The 23575-nt window shown below is 70.3% G+C and carries 26 protein-coding genes; 8 read left to right on the forward strand and 18 right to left on the reverse strand.

Annotated elements, in window-relative coordinates:
• Positions 1-5: 5 nt before the first annotated feature.
• The 17 genes from ACVN9Z_RS17320 to ACVN9Z_RS17400 are packed head-to-tail and all read right to left on the reverse strand — an operon-like array spanning position 6 to position 14846.
• Complete coding sequence (locus tag ACVN9Z_RS17320; protein WP_047992930.1) at positions 6-1229, reverse strand: beta-ketoacyl-ACP synthase; 1224 nt, start codon at positions 1227-1229, stop codon at positions 6-8.
• Positions 1229-1960, reverse strand: a complete 732-nt coding sequence (fabG, locus tag ACVN9Z_RS17325) for a 3-oxoacyl-ACP reductase FabG (RefSeq protein WP_054497748.1) — start codon at positions 1958-1960, stop codon at positions 1229-1231. The genes ACVN9Z_RS17320 and fabG overlap by 1 nt, the downstream gene beginning before the upstream one ends.
• Positions 1957-2412, reverse strand: coding sequence for an ApeP family dehydratase (locus tag ACVN9Z_RS17330; RefSeq protein ID WP_047992928.1), 456 nt, complete (start codon positions 2410-2412; stop codon positions 1957-1959). The genes fabG and ACVN9Z_RS17330 overlap by 4 nt, the downstream gene beginning before the upstream one ends.
• Entirely contained in the window at positions 2409-3611 is a 1203-nt protein-coding gene (locus tag ACVN9Z_RS17335) for a beta-ketoacyl-ACP synthase (protein ID WP_150100197.1), read from the reverse strand. The genes ACVN9Z_RS17330 and ACVN9Z_RS17335 overlap by 4 nt, the downstream gene beginning before the upstream one ends.
• A complete protein-coding gene (locus ACVN9Z_RS17340) occupies positions 3608-4165 on the reverse strand; it encodes a hypothetical protein (RefSeq protein ID WP_054497750.1) in 558 nt (185 codons plus the stop codon). The genes ACVN9Z_RS17335 and ACVN9Z_RS17340 overlap by 4 nt, the downstream gene beginning before the upstream one ends.
• Before the next feature lie 7 nt (positions 4166-4172).
• A complete protein-coding gene (locus ACVN9Z_RS17345) occupies positions 4173-5426 on the reverse strand; it encodes an NAD(P)/FAD-dependent oxidoreductase (RefSeq protein WP_047992925.1) in 1254 nt (417 codons plus the stop codon).
• A 44-nt stretch (positions 5427-5470) separates the two neighbouring features.
• Positions 5471-7798, reverse strand: a complete 2328-nt coding sequence (locus ACVN9Z_RS17350) for an MMPL family transporter (RefSeq protein WP_458212426.1) — start codon at positions 7796-7798, stop codon at positions 5471-5473.
• Positions 7782-8378, reverse strand: a complete 597-nt coding sequence (locus ACVN9Z_RS17355; protein WP_458212427.1) for an outer membrane lipoprotein carrier protein LolA — start codon at positions 8376-8378, stop codon at positions 7782-7784. The genes ACVN9Z_RS17350 and ACVN9Z_RS17355 overlap by 17 nt, the downstream gene beginning before the upstream one ends.
• The gene (locus ACVN9Z_RS17360) at positions 8375-8818 is read right to left on the reverse strand and encodes an acyl-CoA thioesterase (RefSeq protein WP_047992922.1); all 444 of its coding nucleotides are present in this window, start codon (positions 8816-8818) and stop codon (positions 8375-8377) included. Before ACVN9Z_RS17360 ends, ACVN9Z_RS17355 begins: the two co-directional genes overlap by 4 nt.
• Positions 8811-9734 (reverse strand): LpxL/LpxP family acyltransferase, encoded by a 924-nt coding sequence (locus ACVN9Z_RS17365; RefSeq protein WP_047992921.1) that lies wholly within the window; start codon positions 9732-9734, stop codon positions 8811-8813. Before ACVN9Z_RS17365 ends, ACVN9Z_RS17360 begins: the two co-directional genes overlap by 8 nt.
• Positions 9731-10483, reverse strand: a complete 753-nt coding sequence (locus ACVN9Z_RS17370; RefSeq protein ID WP_458212428.1) for a glycosyltransferase family 2 protein — start codon at positions 10481-10483, stop codon at positions 9731-9733. Before ACVN9Z_RS17370 ends, ACVN9Z_RS17365 begins: the two co-directional genes overlap by 4 nt.
• Positions 10470-12170 (reverse strand): AMP-binding protein, encoded by a 1701-nt coding sequence (locus ACVN9Z_RS17375; RefSeq protein WP_458212429.1) that lies wholly within the window; start codon positions 12168-12170, stop codon positions 10470-10472. The genes ACVN9Z_RS17370 and ACVN9Z_RS17375 overlap by 14 nt, the downstream gene beginning before the upstream one ends.
• A gap of 3 nt (positions 12171-12173) precedes the next feature.
• Positions 12174-12722: a hypothetical protein gene (locus tag ACVN9Z_RS17380; protein ID WP_458212430.1), complete on the reverse strand. Its 549-nt coding sequence runs from the start codon at positions 12720-12722 to the stop codon at positions 12174-12176.
• The gene (locus ACVN9Z_RS17385) at positions 12719-12976 is read right to left on the reverse strand and encodes an acyl carrier protein (protein WP_047992983.1); all 258 of its coding nucleotides are present in this window, start codon (positions 12974-12976) and stop codon (positions 12719-12721) included. The genes ACVN9Z_RS17380 and ACVN9Z_RS17385 overlap by 4 nt, the downstream gene beginning before the upstream one ends.
• Before the next feature lie 16 nt (positions 12977-12992).
• Entirely contained in the window at positions 12993-13253 is a 261-nt protein-coding gene (locus ACVN9Z_RS17390; protein ID WP_047992917.1) for a phosphopantetheine-binding protein, read from the reverse strand.
• Entirely contained in the window at positions 13234-14154 is a 921-nt protein-coding gene (locus tag ACVN9Z_RS17395) for a lysophospholipid acyltransferase family protein (RefSeq protein ID WP_458212431.1), read from the reverse strand. Before ACVN9Z_RS17395 ends, ACVN9Z_RS17390 begins: the two co-directional genes overlap by 20 nt.
• Positions 14130-14846, reverse strand: a complete 717-nt coding sequence (locus ACVN9Z_RS17400; RefSeq protein ID WP_458212432.1) for a beta-ketoacyl synthase chain length factor — start codon at positions 14844-14846, stop codon at positions 14130-14132. The genes ACVN9Z_RS17395 and ACVN9Z_RS17400 overlap by 25 nt, the downstream gene beginning before the upstream one ends.
• A 133-nt stretch (positions 14847-14979) precedes the next feature.
• On the opposite strand from ACVN9Z_RS17400, the gene ACVN9Z_RS17405 reads away from it, so the two are divergent.
• From ACVN9Z_RS17405 to ACVN9Z_RS17440, 8 genes are all read left to right on the forward strand, one after another.
• A complete protein-coding gene (locus tag ACVN9Z_RS17405) occupies positions 14980-15621 on the forward strand; it encodes a 4'-phosphopantetheinyl transferase family protein (RefSeq protein WP_223821384.1) in 642 nt (213 codons plus the stop codon).
• A gap of 100 nt (positions 15622-15721) precedes the next feature.
• A complete protein-coding gene (gene hmpA, locus ACVN9Z_RS17410) occupies positions 15722-16939 on the forward strand; it encodes an NO-inducible flavohemoprotein (RefSeq protein WP_035181312.1) in 1218 nt (405 codons plus the stop codon).
• A gap of 19 nt (positions 16940-16958) precedes the next feature.
• Positions 16959-17396 carry an Rrf2 family transcriptional regulator gene (locus ACVN9Z_RS17415; protein WP_006384382.1) on the forward strand — a complete coding sequence of 146 codons (438 nt, stop codon included), beginning with the start codon at positions 16959-16961 and terminating at the stop codon, positions 17394-17396.
• Between the two features lie 181 nt (positions 17397-17577).
• On the forward strand, positions 17578-18825 hold the full coding sequence (locus ACVN9Z_RS17420) for a D-amino acid dehydrogenase (protein ID WP_026383841.1): 1248 nt from the start codon (positions 17578-17580) through the stop codon (positions 18823-18825).
• A 141-nt stretch (positions 18826-18966) separates the two neighbouring features.
• Positions 18967-19881, forward strand: a complete 915-nt coding sequence (locus tag ACVN9Z_RS17425; protein WP_458212433.1) for a DMT family transporter — start codon at positions 18967-18969, stop codon at positions 19879-19881.
• A gap of 80 nt (positions 19882-19961) precedes the next feature.
• Complete coding sequence (locus ACVN9Z_RS17430; RefSeq protein ID WP_024068455.1) at positions 19962-20921, forward strand: proline dehydrogenase family protein; 960 nt, start codon at positions 19962-19964, stop codon at positions 20919-20921.
• 63 nt (positions 20922-20984) lie between these two features.
• Positions 20985-21863, forward strand: coding sequence for an AraC family transcriptional regulator (locus tag ACVN9Z_RS17435; protein ID WP_026383839.1), 879 nt, complete (start codon positions 20985-20987; stop codon positions 21861-21863).
• A gap of 120 nt (positions 21864-21983) precedes the next feature.
• Entirely contained in the window at positions 21984-22922 is a 939-nt protein-coding gene (locus ACVN9Z_RS17440; RefSeq protein WP_054514082.1) for an alpha/beta hydrolase family protein, read from the forward strand.
• Here ACVN9Z_RS17440 and ACVN9Z_RS17445 read toward each other — a convergent pair.
• Complete coding sequence (locus ACVN9Z_RS17445) at positions 22831-23493, reverse strand: flavodoxin family protein (RefSeq protein ID WP_006384388.1); 663 nt, start codon at positions 23491-23493, stop codon at positions 22831-22833. The two genes, ACVN9Z_RS17440 and ACVN9Z_RS17445, sit on opposite strands and share 92 nt — an antisense overlap.
• Between the last annotated feature and the right edge of the window lie 82 nt (positions 23494-23575).

Here is a 23575-nt window from a genome sequence, read left to right on the forward strand (position 1 = left end):
TGTCTTCAGGGCCAGCGCCGGAACACTAGCGAGGTGTTGATGCCGCCGAAGGCGAAATTGTTGTTCATGACGTATTCGTGGCTCATGCGCTGGCCTTGGCGCAGGTAGTCCAGTTCGCCGCAGCGCGGGTCCACGTGCTCCAGGTTGAGCGTTGGCGCGTACCAGTCGCCGCGCAGCATCTCGATGCTGAACCATGACTCCAGCACCCCGCATGCGCCCAGAGTGTGACCGAGGTAGCTCTTTTGCGAGCTTATCGGCATGCGGCTGCCGAACAGGCTGTGCGTGGCCTGGGTCTCGGCGATGTCGCCCTGTTCCGTGGCGGTGCCGTGGCCGTTGACGTAGCCGATGGCCTCGGGTGGCAGGCCGGCGTCGGCCAGCGCCATTTCCATGGCGATGCGCATGGTGGCGGCCTCGGGACGGGTAATGTGGGTGCCGTCCGAGTTGCTGCCGAAGCCGACGATCTCGGCGTAGATGCGGGCGCCGCGCGCTTGCGCGTGGTCCAATGATTCCAGCACCAGCATACCGCCGCCTTCGCCGATGACCAGGCCGTCGCGGTCGCGGTCGTAGGGGCGCGGCGTCAGTTCGGGCGTGTCGTTCTTCTGGCTGGTGGCATACAGGGCGTCGAATACCAGCGCTTCGCTCGGGCACAGTTCCTCGGCGCCGCCGGCCAGCATCAGGGCCTGGCGGCCGTAGCGGATGGCCTCGTAGGCATAGCCGATGCCCTGGCTGCCCGAGGTGCAGGCGCTGGAGGTGGGAATGATGCGGCCCTTCAACTCGAAAAAGATGCCGACGTTGGCCGCGGTGGTGTGCGGCATCATGCGCACGTACGAATTGGCGTTGAGGTCGTCGGTGACGCCGTTGAGCAGCATGTTGCCGAAGGCGCGGATCTCGGCGGTGCTGCCGACCGACGAACCGCAGGCCACGCCCATGCGGCCGTCGCGGATGCTCGGGTCGCCCAGCAGGCCGGCGTCGTCCAGCGCCAGTTCGGCGGCGCGCACGCTCAGCTGCGAGACGCGACCCATGCTGCGCAATTGCTTGCGGGTCCAGTGCGCGGGGACGCGGAAGTCCTCGATCGGTCCGGCCAGGCGCGTGTTCAGTTCCTTGTAGCGAGCCCAGTCCGGCATGACGCGGATGGCGCTGCGACCGTCTTCGAACGCTTGCCGGATGGTGGCCCAGTCGGTGCCGAGCGCGCTGATGCCGGCCATGCCGGTAATGACGACACGTTGCATCAGCACAGCCCTCCGTTGACCGCGATGACCTGGCGCGTGATGTAGGCGGCGCCGGGCGACATCAGGAAGGCCACGGTGGCCGCCACTTCCTCGGGCCGGCCCATGCGCTGGGCCGGGATGGCCTTGAGGATTTCCTGGACCGGGACGTGCTCGTCGATCATGTCGGTGTCGATCAGACCGGGCGCCACGCAGTTGACGGTGATCTGGCGCTTGGCCAGTTCCACCGCCAGGGCCTTGGCGGCGCCGATCAGACCGGCCTTGGAGGCGCTGTAGTTGACCTGGCCGCGATTGCCGACCAGCCCCGAGACCGATGCCATGCAGACCACCCGGCCCGGCGCGCGGCGCCGGATCATGGGCATCGCCAGCGGGCCGAGGACGTTGTAGAAGCCGTCCAGGTTGGTGCGCAGCACCTGGTCCCAGTCGTCGCCGCTCAGCGCGGGAAAGGCGCCATCGCGGGTCAGGCCGGCGTTGAGCACGACGCCGTAGTAGGCGCCGTGGGCCTCGACGTCGGCTTGCAGCACGGCGGCGCATTGCGCGCGGTCGGCCACGTCGAACTGCAGCACGCGCGCCTGGCGGCCGCGGGCGGAAATGTCGGCCTGCACGGCCTCGGCCTGGGCGCGTTGCTGGCGGCAGTGCAGCACCAGGTCATGGCCGGCATCGGCCAGGGCCAGCGCGATGGCGCGGCCAATGCCACGGCTGGAGCCGGTGACGAGAATGGGAGCGGCGCTCATTGGGGCGTATCTTCCTGGATGAAAACGTTGGGGTCCTTGGGTTGGTAGACGTTGAGGCGGGCGTTGGCCAGTTGGCGTTCGCCGTCGCGCAGTTCGCATTCGAATACGCTCATGCCACTGTCGTCGATGAACCCGCGTTGCACGTGGATGGTGAGAACGGCGCCGGCCGGCAGCGCGTCGGCCTGGCAGTGGTAGCGGCGCGTGCCCAGCAGGAAGCCGAGCTTGACCTCGGCGCCGGCCAGGCGCGCCTGGCAGCCGGCCCAGGCACCGATCGCCTGGGCCATCAGTTCCAGGCCGAGCCAGGGCGGCAGCGCGCCGTCGGGCAGGGAGTAGGGACCGGGCCGCACTACGGCGCGCGCCGTCAGGCTGTCGGCGTCGTGCGCCAGCACGTCGTCGATCAGGATCATGTCGCCGGCGTGCGGCAGCAGGCTGGCGATGGGCCACGGGCTCATGTCGTCCCCCCGAGGATCAGGCTGGCGTTGTTGCCGCCGAAGGCGAACGAATTGCTCATGGCGATGCGGCGGCCGCCCGCGGCATAACGGTGCGCGTGGGTACTGAAGTCGAGCGTAGGCAAGGTCGGGTCGGGCTGGCCGTCCCACACGTGCGGCAGCAGCCGGCCGTCGGCGTTGGTGGGCGCCAGGGTGATCCAGGCGAGCGCCGCCTCTAGCGCGCCGGCCGCGCCCAGTGCGTGGCCTGTCAGCGGCTTGGTCGAGGCGCACGGCACGCCCCGCGGGAACAGCGCGTGCACGGCCAGGCTTTCCATGGCGTCGTTGTGCGCGGTGCCGGTGCCGTGCAGGTTGATCCAGCCAATGTCGGCGGGATCGAGGCCGGCGCCGCGCAGGGCGGCGCGCATCGCCAGCAGGGCGCCGGCGCCGCTCGGCTCGGGCGCCGACATGTGCCAGGCGTCGGAACTGGCGCCCCCACCCAGCAGGGCCACACTGGCCGCGTCGGCGGGCTCGCGCTGCATCAGGAACAGCACGCCGGCCTCGCCGATGTTGATGCCGCGGCGATTGGCCGAGAACGGCAGGCAAAGGGTCTCGTCCACCGCTTCCAGGGTGGCGAAGCCGTTGATGGTCAGGCGGCACAACGTGTCGGCGCCGCCGCAGACTACCGCGTCGCACAGCCCCAGCGCCAGCAGGCGGCGCGCGGACAGCAGCGCGCGGGCGCTGGAGGTGCAGGCGGTGGACAGGGTGTAGGCCGGACCGGTCGCGCCCAGCCACTCGGCCAGGAACTGGGCCGGCGCCGACAGCGCCTGGCGGCGGTAGTCGTAGTCGGCGGGCCAGACGCCATCGGCGGCCAGGGCGCGGAACGCCGTCGCGTTGTCGTTCACGCCAGAGGTGCTGGTGCCCAGCACCACCGCCACGCGGTGGGCGCCGTGGCGGGCGATGGCGCCGCGCAGCTGGGGCTCGATCTGGCTGGCGGCGGCCAGCAGCAGCTGGTTGTTGCGGCTGCGGTGGCGCGCGGCGAAAGTGTCGGGGATGGCCGGCAGCGGAGCGGCGACGGCGCCGAGCGTGAGCGCGCGGTCGGCTACCCAGCCGGCCAGCGGTCGCATGCCCTGGGTGGAGCCGGCGAAGGCGGCATCGGCCACGGCATCGATGCCGGCGCCGAGCGCGCAGACTATGCCGGGGCGGCTCAGCCAGGTGGTGGTCATGGTTGCTCCTTCAATGGCGCAACGCGCCACAAGGTGCCGGCGGCGTCGCGGATTTCCAGCGTGCCGTCCGGAGCGTCCGCCGGCCAGCGCACGGTCCAGCGCGGCTGGCCGTGTTGCAGCAGCTCGCGCTGCGCCGAGCCGTCGGCGGCGCGGGTGGCGCGCCAGACGCCGGCGCCGTAGGCCGCATCCAGGTCGGCCGGCGCAGTCCAGGCGAACAGCAGCGCCGCGAACAGGTCGCGCGCCTGACCGTTGGGTCGCAGGAAGCCGTCGTTGCGCCAGCGGCCGTCTTCCAGCATCTGGCGGGCCTGCGGCACGCCCATCGGGTCGAACAGCGACCAGCGCATGGCGGCCGCTTCGCGTTGCACCACCAACAGCGTGTCCTGTGTCGGCTGACCGGGGCTGGCCTGGATCACGTGCAACTGGCGCGGCAGCGCGAAGCCGCCCGGCCGCGCCGGCACCGGCGGGGCGCTGGCGCAACCGGCCAGCACCGCCAGCGCCAGCGCGACGCAGGCGGCGCGCAGGGCGGGCGGGAGCGAGGGCAGAACGGACATCATGAGTGGCTCATCGGGCCGGGTGTGCCTGAGCCGCTGGCGCGCGGCACAGTTCGCTCAGCATGCGCAGGCGGCGCTGCGGACTGGCGACGAACGGGTTGTCGGTGTCCCAGGCGTAGCCGGCCAGGATCGAACTGATCATGCGGCGGATATCCGGCTGGGCGTTCTGGTAGAAGACCACATCCTGGAATTCTCCGCTATACCAGCCCTGCACATAGGCGCGGAAGGTTTCCACGCCAAGCATCAGCGGGTCGGCGAAATCGAGTTGCCAGTCGACCGTTTCGCCACCCAGCTGCCGGTGCAGGGCGTCGGCAGCCAGCTTGGACGAGCGCAGCGCGATGGTGACGCCGGAAGAGAACACCGGGTCCAGGAATTCGGCGGCGTTGCCCAGCAGCGCGTAGCCCGGCCCGTGCAACCGGGTGACGCTGGCGGAATAGCCGCCGATGGTGTTGGCCGGCGTATCCCAGACGGCGTTGCGCAGTACCCGCCTGAGGTTGGGGGCGGCGTCGGCCATGGCGCGCAGGGTGGTCATCAAGTCTTGGTCGGCGCCGCCGAACAGGTCCTGGCCGCCCACCACGCCGAACGAGCTGCGGCCATTGGAGAACGGGATCAGCCAGTACCAGATGCCGCTTTGCTCCGGATGCACACTGATCAGGATCTTGTCGCGGTCGAAGCCGGCATCGTCGATGCGGTCCTCGATGTGGGTGAAGATGGCCTTGCGCGGCGGCATCGACGACGGCCGTTCCAGGTCGAGCAGGCGCGCCAGCACGCGGCCATAGCCGCTGGCGTCCAGCACGAACCTGCCGCGCACCTGGTAGGGCTGGCCCTGGGGGCCGCGCACAGTGAGCAAGGGGCCATCCGCGCCGGTGAAATCGGCGGCGATGACTTCCTGCTGGTAACGCACCTCCACCCCCTGGCGCGCGGCGTCGTCGGCCAGCACCTTGTCGAATTGGGCGCGCTGCACCTGGAAGGTGCTGCCGGGGCCGGGGCTGAATTTGTCGCGAAAGTCGAAGTAGGTGTATTCATCGCCACGCGCGAAAGCGGCGCCGTTCTTGGTCTGGAAGCCGGCGGCCCGCACCGCGGGCATCATGCCGGCCTCTTCGATGAATTCCAGGCAATGGGCCAGCAGGCTTTCACCGATCGAGAAGCGCGGGAACTGCTGGCGCTCAAGCACCAGGACGTCATGCCCCTGGCGCTTGAGCAGCGCCGCGGCCACGGCTCCGGCGGGGCCCGCCCCGATGACGACGACTTCCCGATATTCCATGCTGGATGTTTCCTCGAATGATGATCAATGGCAAGACTGCAGAATCAGGCCTGGCGCGGGGGCCGGATCCACGGCGCCCACAACAGGGAAAAGCCCACGCCCAGCGCCACTGCCATGCCGAAGTTGGCGATGGCCGGGGTTTGGCTGGCGGCCAGCAGGCCGAAAGACAGCAGGGTGGTGAGCGCGCCCAGCACGATGCCCACCAGGCTGGCCGCCGCGCCGGCGACCCGTTCGTACATGAAGATGGCGTAGTCCACGCCGATGGCCGACACCAGCAGCAGGCCGAAGAGGCTGAACAGGGTCAGCGGCTGGCCGAGGTAGCCCAACGCAGCCAGGCTGCACGCGGTGGCCGCCAGCGGCACCGCCAGGATGCGCCAAGTGGCGGCGCGCCCCAGCGTCAGGCACAGCAGCGCCGCCGCCACCAGGTAGGACAGCAGCTTGAGTTCGGCGGCCTCGACACGGGTGGAGGTGAACATACGGTTCAGTTCGCCGCTGCGATCCACCAGCGTGACGCCGGGCACGGCCTGGGCGATGGCGGCCAGCGCGGCGGGATCGCGCAGGCCCAGCAGCGTGACCATGCCGGCGGCCTCGCCGTCGTGCTGCCCCAACCACAGCGGACGCCAGCGCTCGCCGGCCTGGCCCTGCATGGCGGCGTCGAGGGTGACGGGCGGCAGGGCCGCCAGCGTGCGCAGTTCCTGGCGCAGCGCCTCGAATGGCAGGCCGATGTTGGTCATGGCGCGCCAGGCCTCGGGCCGTTCGGCCAGGGCGCCGAGCGTGGCGGCCAGGGCACGCTGATCGGCCTGCGGTGTCACGCGCTGGCTCAGGGCAGTGTAGGCCTGCAGGTTGCCGGCGGCGACCTGCGCGTCCAGCGCCTGGCTGATGCGTGCCTGGCGGCGCAACAGCTCGTCCGGATCCGGCGCGCGCACCAGGAAGAATTGGCTGGTCGGCATGAAGCCGGTGATCTCGCCGATCTGGCGCGCCTGTTGCAGCAGCGGCGCGGGCAGGCTCAGCCATTGGCGCAGGTCGTCCTGGATACTGAGACGGCCGATGCCGCCGGCGGTGACGGCCGCCAGCAGCACGCCGCCCATCCACAGGATGGCGCTGCGGCCGGCCAGGCGCTCGCGCACGCGCAGCGCGCCCTCGGCGAAACGCAGCAGTGGCGGCCACGGACGCGGCCGGAAGCGTTCCATCCAGGCCGGCAACTGGCAGATCGTGCAGGCGTAGGCGCCGAGCAGGCCGGCGGCGGAGAACACCGCCGTCTGCGTCAGGGCGGGGAAGGGGGTGAACGCCAGCGCCACGTAGCCGACCAGGCTGGCCGCCAGGCTGATGGTCAGGCCCGGCAGCACGCGGCGCAGGGCAGGCCAGGCGCGCCAGTCGGGCATGCCGTAACTCTTGCCGAGCCAGTGCATCGGAAAATCCACCGCGACGCCGATCAGGCTGGCGCCGATCACCAGCGTCAGCACGTGGATGGAACCGAAGACCGCGACGCAGGCGACCGTACCAGCCAGCAGGCCCACGGCCACCGGCGCCAGCGCCAGCAGTGCGCGCCAGCGGCGTAGCGCAAGCAACAGTACCAGCACGATGCCGGCCATGGCGATACCGCCGATCCAGCCGCTTTCGGCGACGGCCTGGGCGCGGCCGGCCGCCGCGTAGAGGGCGCCGCCGGCCACCAGCAGGTCGGCGCCGCTGGCGGCCAAGGCCTGGCGGTCGCTGTCGATCTGCGCGGCGATGCGCGCCGGCGCGGCGCTGTCGAAGGCGTCGTCGCGGGTCGTCGCGCGGACCAGCACCCAGACGCGGCCTGCGCTTTCGGCCTGCAGCGTGCCGCTGCCCACGTCGTATTGCACCGCGCCGCCGGGGCGCAGGGCTTGCTCGGCCAGGCGGGCCAGGCCGAGCAGGTCCTGGTCGACCGGCACCACGCTGGAGGACGAGAACGGATCGACCAGTTCACGCGCGCGGCGCTGGGCGTAGGCGGCGGGGGCGTCCAGCAACTGCTGGCGCTGCGCGGCAGGCAGCAGCGCCAGGCGGTTGGCCAGCAGGCGGGCGCGCAGGTCGGCCAGGTCGACCTCGACGTCGACCTGCGCGGTGTCGAACAGGCTGCTGTGCTGCCAGCGCCGCGCCAGCTGGCGCGCGGCCGCGGCGCTGTCGCCGCCGGCCGGGGCGGCTACCAGCGCCACCAGCTGGCGGCTGAGCGGCTCCTGGATGCGGGCTTCGGCAAGTTGCCGGGTGGCGTCGGTACGCGCGTGTGGCACCAGCTCCATCAGGTTGGCCGACACCGGCCAGCCATCGCGGCACTGCCAGGCGCCCAGGCCCAGCAACAGCAGCAGTCCAAGCTTGAACAGCCGCGGCAGCCAGTGTTCAATCGGCGAAGGCACGTTGCTCCTCGGGGGTCAGGGCCTCGGCCGCGGCGGCATCGGTCATCTGCAGCACGCTGCGGTCGCCCTGGACCTCGCGCAGCTCGATGCGGTCGACCAGCCTGCCGCCGTTGATCTGGATGTTCTCAAAAATCTGGCGTAGCAACACCGAACGCGGCAGCAGCGTCAGTTGCCAGGCGTCCGGGCCGCCCGACAGGCTCAGGTCGAAGTTTTCGCGCAGGCCGCTGGTGTCGCCCGCCAGCACCGACAGGAACAGTCGGTTCTCGCGGCCGGCGCCGGTTTGCTGCGGCAGTGCCTGCCAGGCACCGTCGGGGCCGCGGCGGGCGATGCCGTTGGCGCTGATGCGCAGGTCCTGGGCGATGGGGCTGCGCAGCAGCCATAGCAGGCCGCGGCCGGCGGCCAGGGTGAAGTCTCCACGGCTGGTCAGCGGCTGCGGCAATGAGCGCAGGAATTTCTGCTGCACGAAATGGCCGCGCACGATCGGCGTGGCGCGCAGTTGCTGTTGCAGGTCGTCGAGGTCGAAGGCCTGCGCGCTCCAGGGCAGGATGGCCAGGGCCAGGCAGATCAGCAGGCGTTTCACGAGGCGTCCTCCGGAGTGTCGAGCTTGCGTCGCACCGCATCCAGCAGCACGGCCGGCGAGGCCAGCTGCATCTCGCGGGTGCGCATGCAGACCGCCACCTGCACGGAACTGGCCCGCGTCACGCGCTGGCCGCTGGTGGCCTCGCGGATGAGGTAGTTGATCTTGAGGCGGTTCTCCCATTCGACCAGCTCGGCGCGCACCACCAGGCGCTGGCCGAACTGCGCCGCCTGGGCGTAGCGCAGTTGCAGGTCGATCACCGGCCAGACGTAGCCGCTGGCGCGCATCGCGTCATAGCCGTAGCCGAGGCTGTCGAGCAGCGCGCAGCGGGCTTCTTCCAGGTACTTGACGTAGTGGCCGTGCCAGACGACGTTGATCGAATCGACGTCGTAGAAGGGCACGCGGATCTCGACTTGCGCGCCAAGCGCGCCGCGTTTACGCATCGTCTTTCCAGAAAGGGTAGAAGTTGAACCATTGCAGCGGCGCCTGGCGGCAGTGCGCGCCCAGGCGGTCGGCGTAGCGCTGCGTCCATTGCGCGATCTGCGCCTGGCGCGTGGCGCGGCTCCATTCGATGCCGTCGCTCAGGCGCTGCATCGACACGCGGTAGCGTTTGCCGTGGCGGGTGCAGAACAGCAGGTTGACCGGGCAGCGCAGCAGGCCGGCCAGCAGCCAGGGGCCTTGCGGCAGCGGGGCGGGGTCGCCCAGCAGCGTTACCTCGGTGCTGCGGTCGCCTTTGAGCGGCACGCGGTCGCCGGCGATAGCCAGCCATTCGCCGCGCTCCAGGCGCTGGGCCAGGTCGAGCATGACGCCAGCGTCCAGTTCGCTGACCTGGATCATGCGCAGGCCTCCGCCGGCCTCGTCGAGCAAGCGGCCGAACTGCGCCGCGTGCTTGGTGTGCACCAGCACGTTGAGCTTGAGTAGCCCGGACTGTTCCGCCAGTGCCCGGCAGACCTCGATATTGCCCAGGTGCGAGCCCACCAGGATCTGGCCGCGGCCCTTGCCCATCTGCGCGTGCAAGCCGTCGGGATCGTCGATGTCCAGGTCCGCCAGCGTGATCTTGCCCTGCCAGACGTCGAGCTTGTCCAGCAACGCCTGCGCGAACGCCAGGTATTGACGGTAGACCGGGAACGAGCGCGGCAGCGGCGTGGCCGGGCCGCTGGCGCGCGCCAGCCGGCGCTGGTAGGCGCCGATGGCGCGCCTGGCGCGCGGGCCGAACACATAGAAATACAGCACCACCAGCCACACCACCGGCGCCACCGCGCGCCGGCCGACGCGGCGCGCGGCCCAGGCGGTCAGCCGCAGCAGCAGGGGGCTGCCGCGCTCGGGCTGGTCGGCCCAATGGGAATCGGTCGCGCTCATGAGCGAGTGCCCGAGGTGATGCGGCGCAGCAGCAGCGCCGGCGAGCGCGCCAGCATGCCGAAGAACAGGCGCGCGTGCATGCGGCTGATCAGCAGGTTGTCGCGCAGCGCCTTGAAATGCGAGACGCCGTCTTTGGGGTAGACCACGCGCGTGGGCAGCCAGGCCATGGGCACCCCGAGCCAGTGCAGGCGCACCAGGATGGCGATGTCGAAGTCCATGCGGCGGCCCACCTGCGTGGCGTCGATCACCCGCAGCACAGGGGCGAGCGGATAGACGCGGAAGCCGCACATGGCATCCGGAATGTCGAGCGACAGCGTGTTGATCCAGACCCACACGCGCGTCAGCCAGCGGCCGTAGAGGCGGCTGCGCGGCACGTCGTCGCCGTATAGCGGCGCGCCGCAGATGACCGCCTCCGGCCGCGCCAGCGAGGCCTGCGCGAAGCTGGCGACGTCGTCCAGGGCGTGCTGGCCGTCGGCGTCGACCTGCAGGGCATGGCTGTAGCCCAGGTCGCGCGCGGCGCGCAGCCCGTCCTGCACCGCGGCGCCCTTGCCGCCGTTGGCGGCGCGGCGCACCAGGTGGGTGCGGGGCAGTGCCGCCAGCGTGTCCAGGACGGCGGCGCAATCCGCGGCCGAGCCGTCGTCGACCAGTACGCAGGGCAGGTCCAGGGCCGCCAGCCGCGCATGCACAGCGGCCACGGTGGCGCCGTGGTTGTAGACGGGGATGAGCGCGCACAGCCTATGCGGCGCCATCGCGGTCTCCGTGCAGCACGCGGCCGGACGAGCAGGGCGCGTCGCCCAGGGTGTAGGTGAAATACAGCTTGCGCTTGCCGGCATCCCAGCGCAATGCCAATTCTGCCACGTCGCCGGGACGCAGCAGGCGTTGGAACTTGAGCGCCTCCATGCCTGCAAAACGCAGGTCCGGCAGCAGGTCGCGTTGCGCCAGCGCCAGCGCCCAGCCGATCTGAGCCACGCCGGGCACGACCGGGGCGGTGGGGAAGTGGCCGCCGAAGTAGGCCAGGTCGTACGGGATCTCCAGGCGGTAGCGGCGCTCGTCGGCGCTGGCGGCCGGCAGCGGTTCGACCATGGGTCGCAGCGGACGCGGGCCGGCGGCCGTCTCGAAATCGGCCTGGGTCATCTTGCCCTGGCTGTTCCAGGGTAGCTGGCGCGAGAGCCGCCAGCCGCGCGGAATCGCCAGCGATTCGAAGCCCGCCGCCAGGTGCTGGCGCAACGCGTCCACCACGGCGCGTCGGCCCTGATTGCGCAGCGCGTGCAGGCCGGCCGTGTTCAGCGCGACCAGCGCGGTCAGGCGGGTGTCGCTGGCGGCGCGGCCGACGCGGGCCTCGGCCACATGGGCATGGCGCGCCAGCGCCTGTTCCAACATGGGCAGCGCGATGCGCTTTTCTTCGATTTTGACGATGCGGTCCTGGCGCCCCAGTAGCTGGAAGCGGCCGCCAGACAGCGTGGCGCCGTCGGCGGTTTGCGCGTCGACGGCTTCGACCCAGGGAGAATCCACGCGCAGCGCGCCGAGCGCGTTCAGGCTGACCTCCACGCCGGGCAGGGGCTGCCACAGGTCTGCCCCACCGCGCCAGGCTACTGCACCGGTTTCGGAACTGCCGTAGATTTCCGTGGGACGCAGGCCAAGGTGGCGCGCGATGTCGTCGGATACCTCGGGCGGCAGCGCGCCGCCCGATGAATAGATGCGGCCGAGCCTGCCGCGCAGTTGCGCCCAGTCCAGACGGTCGCCCAGGCGGCGCAGCAGCGCCGGGCTGGCGATCCAGGTGAAGACGGGATGATGCAGGCTGGCCTGCTGCAAGTCTTCGGGGTAGAGCCGCTGGCGCCGGTCGAACGGACGGCCGGCGCACAGCGGCCACAGCACGCGGAAGGGCAGGCCGTACATGTGCTGGGCCGACACGCTGCCAAGCACCGCGCCAGTAGCGTCGGGCCATTGCGCCTGCAGGGCCTGGACCTCGCGCGCCAGCTGGCCCCAGCGCTTGGCGATGCGCTTGGGTGTGCCGCTGGAGCCGGAAGTGCACAGCATCAGAGCCTGGTCCGGATCGAGCGCCGCGGGCGCCAGCGGCGGCGCGTCGCGCAGCGCGTCCAGGCGCCAGCAGGGGCGGATAGTGGGTGGCAGGTCGGTGTCGGTGAGCCAGGCATCGACGTCGGCATCGAGCAGGGTGCAGGTGTCGGGGCGCGCGTCGCCCGGCAGGACCGCGGTCACGCCAGCGCGCCAGCACGCAAACAGGGCGATGGCGAGGGCGGCGGCATCGTCGAACCAGAGCGCGGCGCGGCGGGTGGCGCGCGCCCGCAGCGCACTGGCGGTAGCCAGGCAGTGCGCGCTGAAATCGGCGTGCGGCAGCGCGGGGGCGACGGCAACGGACGCGCTTTTGGCGCCCTCGGCGCGCGGCAGCAGCAGATGCGTCAGATCGGTCCAGGCCACCGCTCAGGCTGCCTTTGCAGCGGCCGGCCGCAGCAGCCATTCGCCGCCCATCAACAGGCCCATCAGCACGTAGCTGATGGCGCCGTTGTAGGCGGTCCACCAGCTCCACGGGCCCCACGCGGCCAGTGCGGTCGCGATCGCGCCGTTGATGGCGAAGAAACCGCACCAGACACGGGTGACGTTGCGCGTGTAGCGCACGCCGGCGGCCGGCAGATCGGGGTTGCGCAGGCGCGCCAGCCGTTCGACGACCGGGCGGCCGCGATGCAGGCTGGCCCCGAAGATGGCCAGCAGCATGGCGTTGACCATCACGGGGTACCAGCGCAGCCAATCAGTGGAATTGGAGACGGCCAGGACCAGGCAGAACGCCACTGCAGCCAGCGGCAGCAGGCGCGCGCTGGGCTGCCCGTCGCGCTCGGCCAGCCCGCGAGCCAGCCACAGCACAGCCAGCGGCAGGGCCAGCCAGGCCGCGCCGACCCGGCCCAGCGTCGCGTAGACGACGAAGGGGTAGGCCAGGCCGGCCACGGCCAGCGCGGGCGCCAGGCCGCGTTTCATGCGCCGATGTCCTGCTGTTTCTGGCACATGGCCTGCACCACGTCCTCGACGGTGCGCACGCTGCGGAAATCGTTGGCGTCGAGCTTGCGGCCGGTCTGGCGGCGCACGTGGTCGATCAGGTCGATGGCGTCGATGCTGTCGATCTCGAGATCGGTGTAGAGGTTGGCCTCGGGGGTGATGCGTTCGGGTTCGATCTCGAACAATTCGCTCAGCGTGTCGCGCAGCGTATTGAAGATTTCATCGCGGGTCTGCATGGTCAACTCCATTGCCTCAGTTGCGGCGCTGGGCCGCGACGAATTCGGCCAGGTTGGCGATGCTGGCGAAGTGCTCCCGCATGTTGCGCGTTTCGGGATCGATGGTGATGCCGTAGCGCTTTTGCAGCGCCAGGCCGAGTTCCAGCGCGTCTACAGAGTCCAGGCCCAGTCCGTCGCCGAACAGGCTGGCCTCGCGATCGATGTCGTCGGGGGCGATGTCTTCCAGGCCAAGGGATTCGATGACGAGCGTCTTGAGCTCAGTTTCCAGTTGATTCATCCAGCTTGGACTCCACTTGCGGCGCGATTCGCGCTTGTTCGTTGTCGGGGCCGGCGACGGGCGCCGGGGTGCCGGCCGGCGCGTGGCGCGTCAGCTCGGCATCGAAATAGGCATGCAGGTAATCGTTCATGCGGCGGCCGGCGATCGGCAGCGGGTGCGCATTGGACCACGTCGCGGGATCGATGTCCTCGCCGACCTGGATCACATAGCGCATGCGGCACGGCGGAATGCGATACCAGGGTTCGCCTTTGGTCAGGCTGCGCGGGTTCATGCGGATGACCACCGGCGTGACCACGCGGGCGCCGCGCAGCGCGATGGCGCAAGCGCCGCGATGGAAACGCGGCAGGCTGTCCTGTGGGGTGCGCGTGCCTTCCGGAAACACGATCAGGGTTTCTCCCTTGCGCAGCACTTCGGCGGCGCGGTCGAACATGTCGAAGCTTTCATCGTTGGTGATGTAGCCGGCGTTGCTGACCGGCCCGCGCGTGAACGGATTGCGCGCCAGGCCATGCTTGACGATGCAGTTGGCGTTCTTGACGTGGCCCACCAGGAACACCACGTCCAGTAGCGACGGGTGGTTGGCCAGGATCATCTGGCCGGGCCGGCCCAGGCGTTCGGCGCCTTTGAAGTCCACCGTCAGGATGCCGACGCGCACCATGAAGCGGATGAAGAAGCGGAAGGTGCCGTTCAGCGCCCACCGCGCGCGCCGCTGGCGATCGGCGGCATTGCCGGGGATCAGGCGCTGCGGCGGGAACACCAGCAGGCGCAGCAGCAGTCCGCCGACGCCGAACATGGTGAAGGCCATGCCGGTGGCGACCAGGCGCCATAGCCAGAAGTCCTGGCGAGCCTGGGGAGCGGCGGGGGTGGTGCTGGAAGGCGTCATGTCGAGCGGGTCCAGAGCCATTGGCGGGCGCGGTTGGCGTGTCGCCAGCTGGGCGTTTGCAGGTTCAGGTGGCGCAGCAGGTTCAGCGCGTTGGGCCAGGGTTGCGGGGCGACGCCGGTGTCGGCCGCGGTCTCGAGCCGCCAGTCAGCGCCGGCGCGCAGGCGGAATGCCGCCGCGTAGGTAAAGGGCACGTCGTCGATCCAGGGCGAGTAGGGCGCGGGCGGCTGTTCCTCGGCCAGCACCACCAGCACGTTGTCGTGGCCATCGGCCAGCAGCAGCCCGGCTTCGAGGAAGGCGTGCTCCAGGCCGTCGTCTTCGGCCGATAGTGCGATGGATTCGGTGGTTTCGCGGCGTATGATCGACCACTGGCCGCCGACGGCATTGTGCACCGACAGGCCGAACGCGGTGGGTGACAGCGGTTCGCCAGCGGCCAGCGATTGCAGCAGGCCGAAATTGCGTGTGGTTTCGCCATGGCGCGAGGCGTATACCAGGGGCATGGGCGGCTGGCCTTCGGCGACCGGCCACGCGCATTCGAACACCGCGCGCGCCATCGGGCTGAGACGGCGGCGCTGCATCGGGGGCAGGAATTCGAGGCGCGGGGGGCTGGGTTCTCCAACGGGACAATAAGGATGTTCAGCCCAATACGACCAGCTGCTCGCGTCTTGCATACCCGATGTCCAACCCTGCCATTGCGCAATGGAAAAGGTCAGCATAGCGCGCGATCTTACACTGATCGCAAATTCATGAATTGTTTTTAGACGTTACTAAAACAATGAAAACGCCTGATATTTTACATTTTGTTTTACCAAATCGTTACGTGAACGCATGATTTTTCGGGAACTTTCCTTGTGGTGGGCGGACCAACGCGCGGCCGGCGATTATCGGCCGGATCTGCTGTCGGCGGCGGAAAGGCGCCGCGCCGTGGCGCTGCGCTCGGCCAGGGCGCGCGATGATTGGCAGGTCAGCCGCGCCTTGCTGCAGCAGGTGCGGGCGGAGGCGCCCGCGGCTCACACCCTCTCGCTCAGCCACAGCGGCGGCCACGCGCTGTGCGCGCAGGCGCCGGCGGACTGGGCCGTGGGCGTGGATCTGGAGCGGGTGCGACCGCGCGATACCGCCGCCTTGGCCGCCTGGGTCTGCAGCGAGCCGGAACGCGACTGGCTGCTGCGGGCGGCCGGCGCGGCCGCGCGGCTCGAGCGTTTCTATATGCTGTGGACGCTCAAGGAAGCCTTCGTCAAGGCGGCCGGGCTGGATTTCCCCGCGGACATGGCGTCGATCGGCATGGCGCCGGATGCTTCGGGCCGGCTAGCGCTACACCCGCCGGCGGGCTACTGGCAGGCGATGTGCTGGGGGCTGGGCCGCGATTGGGTGATGGCCACGGTGTGGCGCGGCGCCGGTCCGGCACCGGCCCGTATCGGCTGGCGCGCGGCCGCCCGTTGTACCTGGCCGGGGCGGCGCCTGGTGGGTGAATGGACGGGGCAGGGCGGCTGAATGCCGGGGCGGATTTTGTGCGCCGCACTTAAACATGTATTATTAATGCATGTTTAAAAAAGGATGGCTTCGGCGCCATCCGCAGCGCAAGGAGCAGTCGATGTTGAGCCCGCAAATCCGCGCCCTGGTCAAAGCCACGGCCCCGGTCCTGAAAACCCATGGCGTGGCGCTGACCCGCCATTTCTATGCCCGCATGTTCCAGCACAATCCGGAACTCAAGCACGTCTTCAACCAGGGCCACCAGGCGGGCGGCGAGCAGCAGCAGGCGCTGGCCGGCGCGGTCGCGGCCTACGCCGAGCACATCGACGATCCCTCGGTGCTGGCGCCGGTGGTGACGCGCATCGTCCACAAGCATGTCAGCCTGGGCATCCGGCCCGAACACTACCCGATCGTGGGCAAGCACCTGCTGGCGTCGATCCGCGAGGTGCTGGGCGAGGCCGCCACCGATGAGCTGGTCGACGCCTGGGCCGCCGCTTATGGACAGCTGGCCGACATGTTGATAGCCGAAGAGGCGCGCCTGTATGTGGACTCGGCCACCAAGCCGGGTGGCTGGACCGGCTGGCGCGCCTTTCGCGTGGTCGGCAAGCAGCCCGAAAGCGCCGAGATCACCTCGTTCTACCTGGCGCCCGCCGATGGCGGCGAGGTCCCGGCGTATCGCCCCGGCCAATATGTGTCGGTGCGGGTCTACGTGCCCGAACTGGGCCTGATGCAGCCGCGCCAGTACAGCCTGTCGGACGCGCCCGGCCAGGGCCGGCTGCGGATTTCCGTCAAGCGCGAGGCGGGCGGCGCGCAGAACCCGGCCGGGCGCGTGTCCAACGCGCTGCACGACCATCTGCAGGAAGGCGGGGTGCTGGACGTGGCGCCGCCGCAGGGCGATTTCCACCTGCGCGAGGACAGTGACGCGCCCGTGGTGCTGCTCAGCGGCGGAGTGGGGCTGACCCCCATGGTTTCCATCCTGAACCACCTGGTGGCAACCGACGATCCCCGCCAGATCCGCTTCGTGCACGGCTGTCGCAACAACGCGGTGCACGCCATGAAAGACCACGTCAACACCATCGCCGCGAGCCGCGGCAACGTGCGCAAGGCGGTGTTCTACGAAGAGGTCGGCAGCGGCGACCGCAAGGGCCACGATTACGACCACAGCGGCCGCGTCGACCTGAACGCCATCCGCGACGAGGCCATCGTGCCGGGCGCCGACTACTACCTGTGCGGCCCGTCGGGCTTCATGCGGGCCCAGCGCGAAACGCTGCTGGCGCTGGGCGTGGCGCCCGAGCGGATCCACGCCGAGGCCTTCGGCAGCGGCGGCGCGCCGGCCTGACCGGTGTATCCTGGCGGCCATGCAACTGACCCGATTCACCGACTTCGGCCTGCGGGTACTGATGTACCTGACGCAGTGCCGCGACCGGCCCGCGGCGGTCACCATCCCGGAGATCGCCGCGCGCTTCGACCTGTCGCGCAACCACCTAGTCAAGGTGGTGCACTTCATGTCGCAGCGCGGCTGGGTCAGCACGGCGCGCGGCAAGGGCGGCGGGCTGGCGCTGGCGCGCCCGGCCGCTGATTACCGCCTGGGCGACCTGGTGCGTGAACTGGAGCAGCAGGGGCCGCTGATCGACTGCCGCGAACCGCCCTGTGCGCTGGACGGCGCCTGCCGCCTGTCGGGGGTGCTGGCGCAGACCCTGCAGGCGTTCTACGAGGCGCTCAACGGCTATTCCCTGGCCGACCTGGTGCGCGATCCGACCGCCGCCGCCATCATCAAGCTGCACCGCGCCGCCTGACGGCCGCGCCGACTTCGGCGCCGGCCGGCGTAGCCCGGCCGTGACGCCAGCCCCCGAGGGTCGGGGCCATGACGCCGGACCATGAGGGCGGGTTATGGGTGCTGGGCCTTTGGTGATTTGCGATCATCCGTCCCCCGCCTCAGAATAAGACCGTTGCCATTTTCTTATTTGGATGCAGGGTATGCGCGTTTGCGTAATCGGTGCCGGAGTCGTGGGCGTCACCTCCGCGTACTTCCTGGCGCGCCAGGGCCATGACGTCGTGCTGGTCGACAGCCACGCCCATCCGGCCGAGGTGTCCAGCTACGCCAATGGCGGCCAGCTCAGCTACAGCTATGTCGCGCCGCTGGCCGGGCCGGGCGTGCTGCCCAGCGTGCCAGGCTGGCTGCTGCGCGAGGATTCGCCGCTGCGCTTCCGGCCGCGGCTCGATCCCCACCAATGGCGCTGGTGCCTGAGTTTCGCGCTGGCCTGCCGCGCATCGGTGGCGCGCGAGTCCACCGCGCAATTGCAGGCGCTGTCGTTCCTCAGCCGCGATGCCATGCATGCGTTGCTGGAGCAGGAAAACCTGGAATTCGGCCATCTCAGGAACGGCAAGCTGATCGCCTACCGCAGCCCGGCCTTGCTGGACAAGGCGCGCGCGCTGGTGGCGTACCAGGCCGCCCATGGCGCCGAGCAACAGGTGCTGGACGCCGCCCAGACGCTGGCGCGCGAGCCGGCGCTGGCCGGCATGGGCGCCAGCCTGGCCGGCGCCATCTACACCCCCAGCGAAGAGGCGGGCGACTGCCGCCAGTTCACGCAGGCGCTGTTCGAGCGGCTGCGCGGCCTGTCCAACGTGCAGTGCGCCATGTCCAACCCCGTCGCCGGCCTGCAACGCGAAGGCCGCCGCATCGTCGCCGTGCGCACGCAAGAGGGCGATATCGGCGCCGACGCCGTGGTGCTGGCCACCGGCATCGGCACGCGCGCGCTGCTGCGGCCGCTGGGACACGATGTGCCGCTCTATCCGCTCAAGGGCTACAGCCTGACCGTGCCGCTGGCCGATGACGATGCCGTGGCGCCGCGCATCAGCGTCACCGACTACGAACGCCGCATCGTCTACGCGCGGGTCGGCGGCGTGTTGCGCATTGCCGCCATGGTGGACATCGGCAGCGAAGGCGCGCAGATCGATCCGGCCCGCATCGCGCTGCTCAAGCGCCAGGTGCGCGAGGCCTTTCCGGCGCTGGACCTGGAGCAGGCCATTCCCTGGGCCGGACTGCGCCCGGCCACGCCCACCGGCAAGCCGCTGATCGGGCCCAGCCCGGCGGCCGACAACCTGTGGCTCAATATCGGCCAGGGCGCGCTGGGATTCACGCTGGCCTGCGGCAGCGCCGCGCTCCTGACCGCGCAGATGGACGGCCTGGAGGCGCCGCTGGACGCGCTGCCCTTCCGGCCCTGATCGCGGGCTGTCCCTTTTGCGATAGTCGCTGCCTGTTCATCGGCAGACGGGCGCTTCACCGCTCAATAGGATATCGGCCATCCGCCCCTGCGCCCCGCGCGCGGGCGGTGGCCGATTCCCATTTCCGCGAGTGACCCCATCATGTCCTACCTGTTTCCATTGTTCGCCATTCTGTTCTGGGCGGGCAATGTCATCGTTTCCAAGATGGCGGCCAGCGCCATCTCGCCCACCGCCATCACGTTCTACCGCCTGATCCTGGCGCTGGCGATCATGGGGCTGCTCACGGCCGTGCCGGTGTGGCGCAACCGCAAGACCATCCTGCGCCACTGGCCCAAGCTGGCGCTGTATGGCGCCCTGTCGTCGGCGGTGTTCCAGGCGCTGTCGTACCGCGCCGCCGAAACCACCACCGCCACCAACATGGCCATCCTGACCGCGCTGATCCCGCTGCTCAGCATGCTGCTGAGCGTGGTCATCCTGCGCGATCCGCTGACCCTGGGCATGGCGGCCGGCGGCGCGCTGTCGTTCCTGGGCCTGCTGTATCTGGTGGGGCAGGGCGACATGCTGAGCGTCTTCCAGCATGGCATCCACGTCGGCGACGGCCTGATGCTGATGGCGGCCTTCTCCTACGCGCTCTATGGCGTGCTGCTGCGCCACTGGAAGGTGCCGGTGCCGGCCTGGCAATCGACCTTCGTGCAGTCGATCTTCGCGCTGCTGTACATGCTGCCGTTGTACCTGCGGGTGCCGGCCGCGCAGGCGGCGCTGGACATGAAGACGATTCCGCTGATCCTGTACGCCGGCATTTTTTCGTCGGTGCTGCTGTCGTTCCTGTGGATCGAGGGCGTGCATCGCCTGGGGCCGAACCGCTGCAGCATCTTCATCAACCTGCTGCCGCTGTTCACCGCGCTGGCCGCGTTCGTGCTGCTGCGCGAGCAGCTGCGTTCGTATCACCTGCTGGGCGGCGCCGTGACACTGGCGGGCGTGCTGTTGGCGCAGACGGTGCAGCGGCCGCTGTTCGGCCATGGCCGCGCCGCCGCGCAGGCCTGCGGCAAGGCGTGACGGGCGCCGGCGCGGTTCACTCCCGTTCAAGACGGGGCGGGGGCGGCGCCGCATAGTGGCTCTCTTTGACCGGAGAGCCCATGAGCCTTTTCCAGAAAACCGCCATTGCGCTGGCGCGCAGTCCGGGCGCGGGCCGCGCCATGCGCGCCCTGGCCACGCGCAGCTCGCTGGCGCGCCGCTTCGTCGGCGGCGCGGATATCGCCGAGGCGGTGCGCACCGCCACCCGGCTGCGCGAGGTCCACGGCATCCGCGCGTCGCTGTTCTACCTGGGCGAGTACGTGGCGGACCCCGAGGCCATCGAGCACAACACGCGGCAGGCGATGCAGGCCTGCGCCGCGCTGGGCGGCGCGGGGCTGGACGTGCATGTCTCGATCGACCCTACCGCCATCGGCTACATGCGCGACGATGCGCTGGGGCGCGAGAACGCCCGGCGCATCGCGGCGGCGGCGCGCCAGGCCGCGGGCGGCGGGCGTGACTGGGTGGTGCTGGACATGGAGGATTCGGGCCTGCGCGAGCGCACCTGCGCGCTGCACGCCGAACTGCTGCGGGACGGGCTGCCGGCCGGCCTGACGCTACAGGCGCGCCGCCGCCGCACCCTGGTCGACCTGGCCCAGGTCGTCGGCCAGCGCACCTCGTTGCGGCTGGTCAAGGGGGCGTTCCCGGAACGCGCGCTGGATCACGCGGGCCGGGCCCGTATCGACCAGGCCTACCTGGACGCGGCCACCCTCATGCTGACGCCGCGGGCGCGCGACGCCGGCTTCCTGCCGGTGTTCGGCACCCATGACGACCGCCTGGCCGGTGCCGTGATGGCGCTGGCGCGCGAGCAGGGTTGGGCCCCCGATGAGTTCGAATTCGAGATGCTTTACGGCGTGCGGCCCGATTGGCAGCTGGCGCTGCGGCGCCTGGGCTACGCGGTCAGGGTGTACCTGCCGTTCGGGGCCGACTGGTGGCCCTACGCGGTCCGCCGCGTGGGCGAAAATCCACGCAACGCCTGGTTGCTGGCGCGCTCGCTGGCCGCGGACGGCGAGTATTTCGGGTAGCCTGTCGTATTGGCCGGGCGTGCCGAGGCGGCACCCCGAGCGTTCCGGACGGGCGGTTTTTCCATGGCGGTTTCCCAACATATCTGGCATTGCGGCGCGGAGCTGCCCGGCGACGTGCTGATCGCCGACCTGCGCGCCTACCGGTACGACGCGCATTTCCACGACGCCTGGTCGATCGGCGCGATCGCGCGCGGGCGCTGCGCCTTCACGGTGCACGGCCGTCCGTTCGAGGCGGGAGAGGGCGACCTGGTGGTGATCGCCCCGGGTCAGGTGCACACCGGCGGCACCTCGGCCGGCCTGCTCGCCTACCGCATGGCATATATCGAGCCGGCCTGGTTCCAGCAGCATGCGCTGGCCCTGCGCGAGGACGGACTGGGCCTGCCAGGGCCGGTCATCGGCGACGCGGCCTTGTGCGCGCAATGGCTGGCGGCGCTGGCCCCCGACGACACCGATGACGCGGTGCGCCGCGCCCAGTTGTCGGCGGCCCTGTTCCGGCTGCTGGCGGCGCATGGCGCGCCGGCGGGCGGGGCGGCCGAAGCAGCCGATGATGCCGGGCCGATGCCGGCCCGCTCGAGCGGCTCCGATCCCGCGGCCCCGCCGGCCCGGGCCGTTGCCGACGTCTGCGAGCTGTTGCTGCAGCGCATGCGCGCCGATCCCGCCTGCGCGCCTGATCTTGAGGCGCTGGCGCGGGCCGATGGCCGCCATCGCAGCACGCTGGTCAAGCAGTTCGCGCGCCGCTATGGCCTGCCGCCGCAGGCGTGGCTGCGCAACTGGCGGGTGGCGCGCGCCCGCGCGCTGCTGCGCGGCGGCCTGCCGCTGGCCGAGGCGGCGCTGGCCGTAGGCTTTGCCGACCAGGCCCACCTGACGCGGGTATTCAAGCAGGTGTATGGCAGCCCGCCCGGCGTGCTGCGCCGGTCCGCGGCCCGCAAGCGGGCGCAATGACATTCCTATGGATCATGTAATGGGCGATGAATGATCGGTTGAATCGGCCGATTTGGCGGGATTTAATCGACTCATGCGGCGGCTGTTCGCGCCATGTTGATTGATCGGGAGGAATGTGAAATGGATTCGCAACGCATCGCGCTGCGCGCCGCGGACGGGGTGGCGCTGGGGGGATATGCATGGCGGCACGCCGCTCCCGATCCGGCCGGGCCGCGGCCCGTGGTGGTCATCAACGCCGCCACGTCGGTGCGCTGCCGCTACTACGCGCGTTTCGCGGCCTACCTGCACCAGCACGGCTTCGACGTGCTGACCTACGACTACCGTGGCATCGGCGAATCGCGTCCCGCGTCCCTGCGCGGTTTCCAGGCATCGTGGATGGACTGGGGAGAAAAGGACTTCGAGGCGGTGCTGGGTTATGTGCGCAGCCATTTCCCCGGCCAGCCGGTGGACGTGGTGGCGCACAGCATCGGCGGTTTCGTCACCGGCCTGGCGCCCTCGGCGCGCGGGCTGCGCCGCATTTTCACCATGGGCGCCCAATACGCCTACTGGCGCGACTACGCCGCCGGGAAGCGCCTGCGCATGCTGGCCAAATGGCATGTCGTGATGCCGCTGCTGGCGGCGTGCCTGGGTTATTTTCCGGGGCGCCGGCTGGGGTGGCTGGAAGACACGCCGCGCGGCGTGGTGCGCGACTGGAGCTTCATGGGCCCGCGCTTCGAGGGCCGGGGCGGGCCGGATCACCGCGTGGCCGCCATGGCGGCGGTGACGGCGCCGATCCTGGCGCTCAGCGTCACCGATGACGAATTCGGCACCGAGGCCGCCGTCGGCCGGCTGCTGGCGTACTTCACCGGCAGCGCCCGCACCCATCTGCGCCTGGCGCCGGCTGCGCTGGGATTGGACGGGATCGGCCACTTCGCTTTTTTCCACGAGCGTTTTCGCGACACGCTGTGGCCGATCGCGCTGGGCTGGCTCAGTCGCGGCGAGCGTCGTCTGGCGGGGGCGACGCCCATACGTTGTGACTGCGTGGCGTCTCTAGCCGATAGTCCGAGTATTTCCGCGTGAAGAACTCGGCGCCCAGCGTCTCGGCCGCCCGCAGCGGGTTGCGCGGATCCGCCGCGATTTCGCCGCGGCTGTTGCCGGCGCCATGGACCACGCCGACGAAATCGGCGTGGGTGTAGCGGGCGAATTCCTGCACCTGGTGCACCACGCCCAGGATCGCGCCGGGATAGGTTTCTTCGGAGGCCACGGCCAGGGCCAGCCGCTTGCCGGCCATGCGGGCCTTGACCGCCTCGGGCTCGGGGCCGCTGCCGGCGTAATGCGTGAACGAGCGATCGAAGAACGCCTTGGTCTGCGCCGACATGCCGTACCAGTAGAGGGGGGTGCAGAACAGCACGCCGTCGGCCGGCAGGAAGTGTTCCAGGAACAGCTCGGCGTAGCGGTCGTCCGGCGCGGACGCATGGCGCAGGTCGGGCAGGAATCCCTTGATGTAGTCGTCCAGGAACAGCAGGGTGGCGTTGCTGCCGGCGGCCTGCGCGCCGCGTTGGGCCGCCGCGCCGAGCGCGGCGCTGTTGCCGTCGCGGCGGGGGCTGCCGGCCAGGATCAGCAGGCGCTTGGATTGATGATCTGAATTCATGTATGGATGCCTCGGTGGGTGGAACATGTGGAACGAACAAAGGAAAATTTACGCACCCATAGGCATCGGGACAAACGATGAT

The organism is Achromobacter sp. KK8 (assembly GCF_054188005.1).

What these genes read in the sequence shown, in the direction of transcription:
- ACVN9Z_RS17335 (WP_150100197.1), bottom strand. Translation starts at nt 3,611, where the DNA reads ATGACCACCACCTGGCTGAGCCGCCCCGGCATAGTCTGCGCGCTCGGC.
- ACVN9Z_RS17385 (WP_047992983.1), bottom strand. Translation starts at nt 12,976, where the DNA reads ATGCAGACCCGCGATGAAATCTTCAATACGCTGCGCGACACGCTGAGC.
- ACVN9Z_RS17430 (WP_024068455.1), top strand. Translation starts at nt 19,962, where the DNA reads ATGAGCCTTTTCCAGAAAACCGCCATTGCGCTGGCGCGCAGTCCGGGC.
- ACVN9Z_RS17440 (WP_054514082.1), top strand. Translation starts at nt 21,984, where the DNA reads ATGGATTCGCAACGCATCGCGCTGCGCGCCGCGGACGGGGTGGCGCTG.
- ACVN9Z_RS17320 (WP_047992930.1), bottom strand. Translation starts at nt 1,229, where the DNA reads ATGCAACGTGTCGTCATTACCGGCATGGCCGGCATCAGCGCGCTCGGC.
- ACVN9Z_RS17380 (WP_458212430.1), bottom strand. Translation starts at nt 12,722, where the DNA reads ATGAAACGCGGCCTGGCGCCCGCGCTGGCCGTGGCCGGCCTGGCCTAC.
- ACVN9Z_RS17370 (WP_458212428.1), bottom strand. Translation starts at nt 10,483, where the DNA reads ATGGCGCCGCATAGGCTGTGCGCGCTCATCCCCGTCTACAACCACGGC.
- ACVN9Z_RS17340 (WP_054497750.1), bottom strand. Translation starts at nt 4,165, where the DNA reads ATGATGTCCGTTCTGCCCTCGCTCCCGCCCGCCCTGCGCGCCGCCTGC.
- ACVN9Z_RS17415 (WP_006384382.1), top strand. Translation starts at nt 16,959, where the DNA reads ATGCAACTGACCCGATTCACCGACTTCGGCCTGCGGGTACTGATGTAC.
- ACVN9Z_RS17425 (WP_458212433.1), top strand. Translation starts at nt 18,967, where the DNA reads ATGTCCTACCTGTTTCCATTGTTCGCCATTCTGTTCTGGGCGGGCAAT.
- ACVN9Z_RS17365 (WP_047992921.1), bottom strand. Translation starts at nt 9,734, where the DNA reads ATGAGCGCGACCGATTCCCATTGGGCCGACCAGCCCGAGCGCGGCAGC.
- fabG (WP_054497748.1), bottom strand. Translation starts at nt 1,960, where the DNA reads ATGAGCGCCGCTCCCATTCTCGTCACCGGCTCCAGCCGTGGCATTGGC.
- ACVN9Z_RS17345 (WP_047992925.1), bottom strand. Translation starts at nt 5,426, where the DNA reads ATGGAATATCGGGAAGTCGTCGTCATCGGGGCGGGCCCCGCCGGAGCC.
- ACVN9Z_RS17395 (WP_458212431.1), bottom strand. Translation starts at nt 14,154, where the DNA reads ATGGCTCTGGACCCGCTCGACATGACGCCTTCCAGCACCACCCCCGCC.
- hmpA (WP_035181312.1), top strand. Translation starts at nt 15,722, where the DNA reads ATGTTGAGCCCGCAAATCCGCGCCCTGGTCAAAGCCACGGCCCCGGTC.
- ACVN9Z_RS17420 (WP_026383841.1), top strand. Translation starts at nt 17,578, where the DNA reads ATGCGCGTTTGCGTAATCGGTGCCGGAGTCGTGGGCGTCACCTCCGCG.
- ACVN9Z_RS17400 (WP_458212432.1), bottom strand. Translation starts at nt 14,846, where the DNA reads ATGCTGACCTTTTCCATTGCGCAATGGCAGGGTTGGACATCGGGTATG.
- ACVN9Z_RS17330 (WP_047992928.1), bottom strand. Translation starts at nt 2,412, where the DNA reads ATGAGCCCGTGGCCCATCGCCAGCCTGCTGCCGCACGCCGGCGACATG.
- ACVN9Z_RS17435 (WP_026383839.1), top strand. Translation starts at nt 20,985, where the DNA reads ATGGCGGTTTCCCAACATATCTGGCATTGCGGCGCGGAGCTGCCCGGC.
- ACVN9Z_RS17390 (WP_047992917.1), bottom strand. Translation starts at nt 13,253, where the DNA reads ATGAATCAACTGGAAACTGAGCTCAAGACGCTCGTCATCGAATCCCTT.
- ACVN9Z_RS17360 (WP_047992922.1), bottom strand. Translation starts at nt 8,818, where the DNA reads ATGCGTAAACGCGGCGCGCTTGGCGCGCAAGTCGAGATCCGCGTGCCC.
- ACVN9Z_RS17445 (WP_006384388.1), bottom strand. Translation starts at nt 23,493, where the DNA reads ATGAATTCAGATCATCAATCCAAGCGCCTGCTGATCCTGGCCGGCAGC.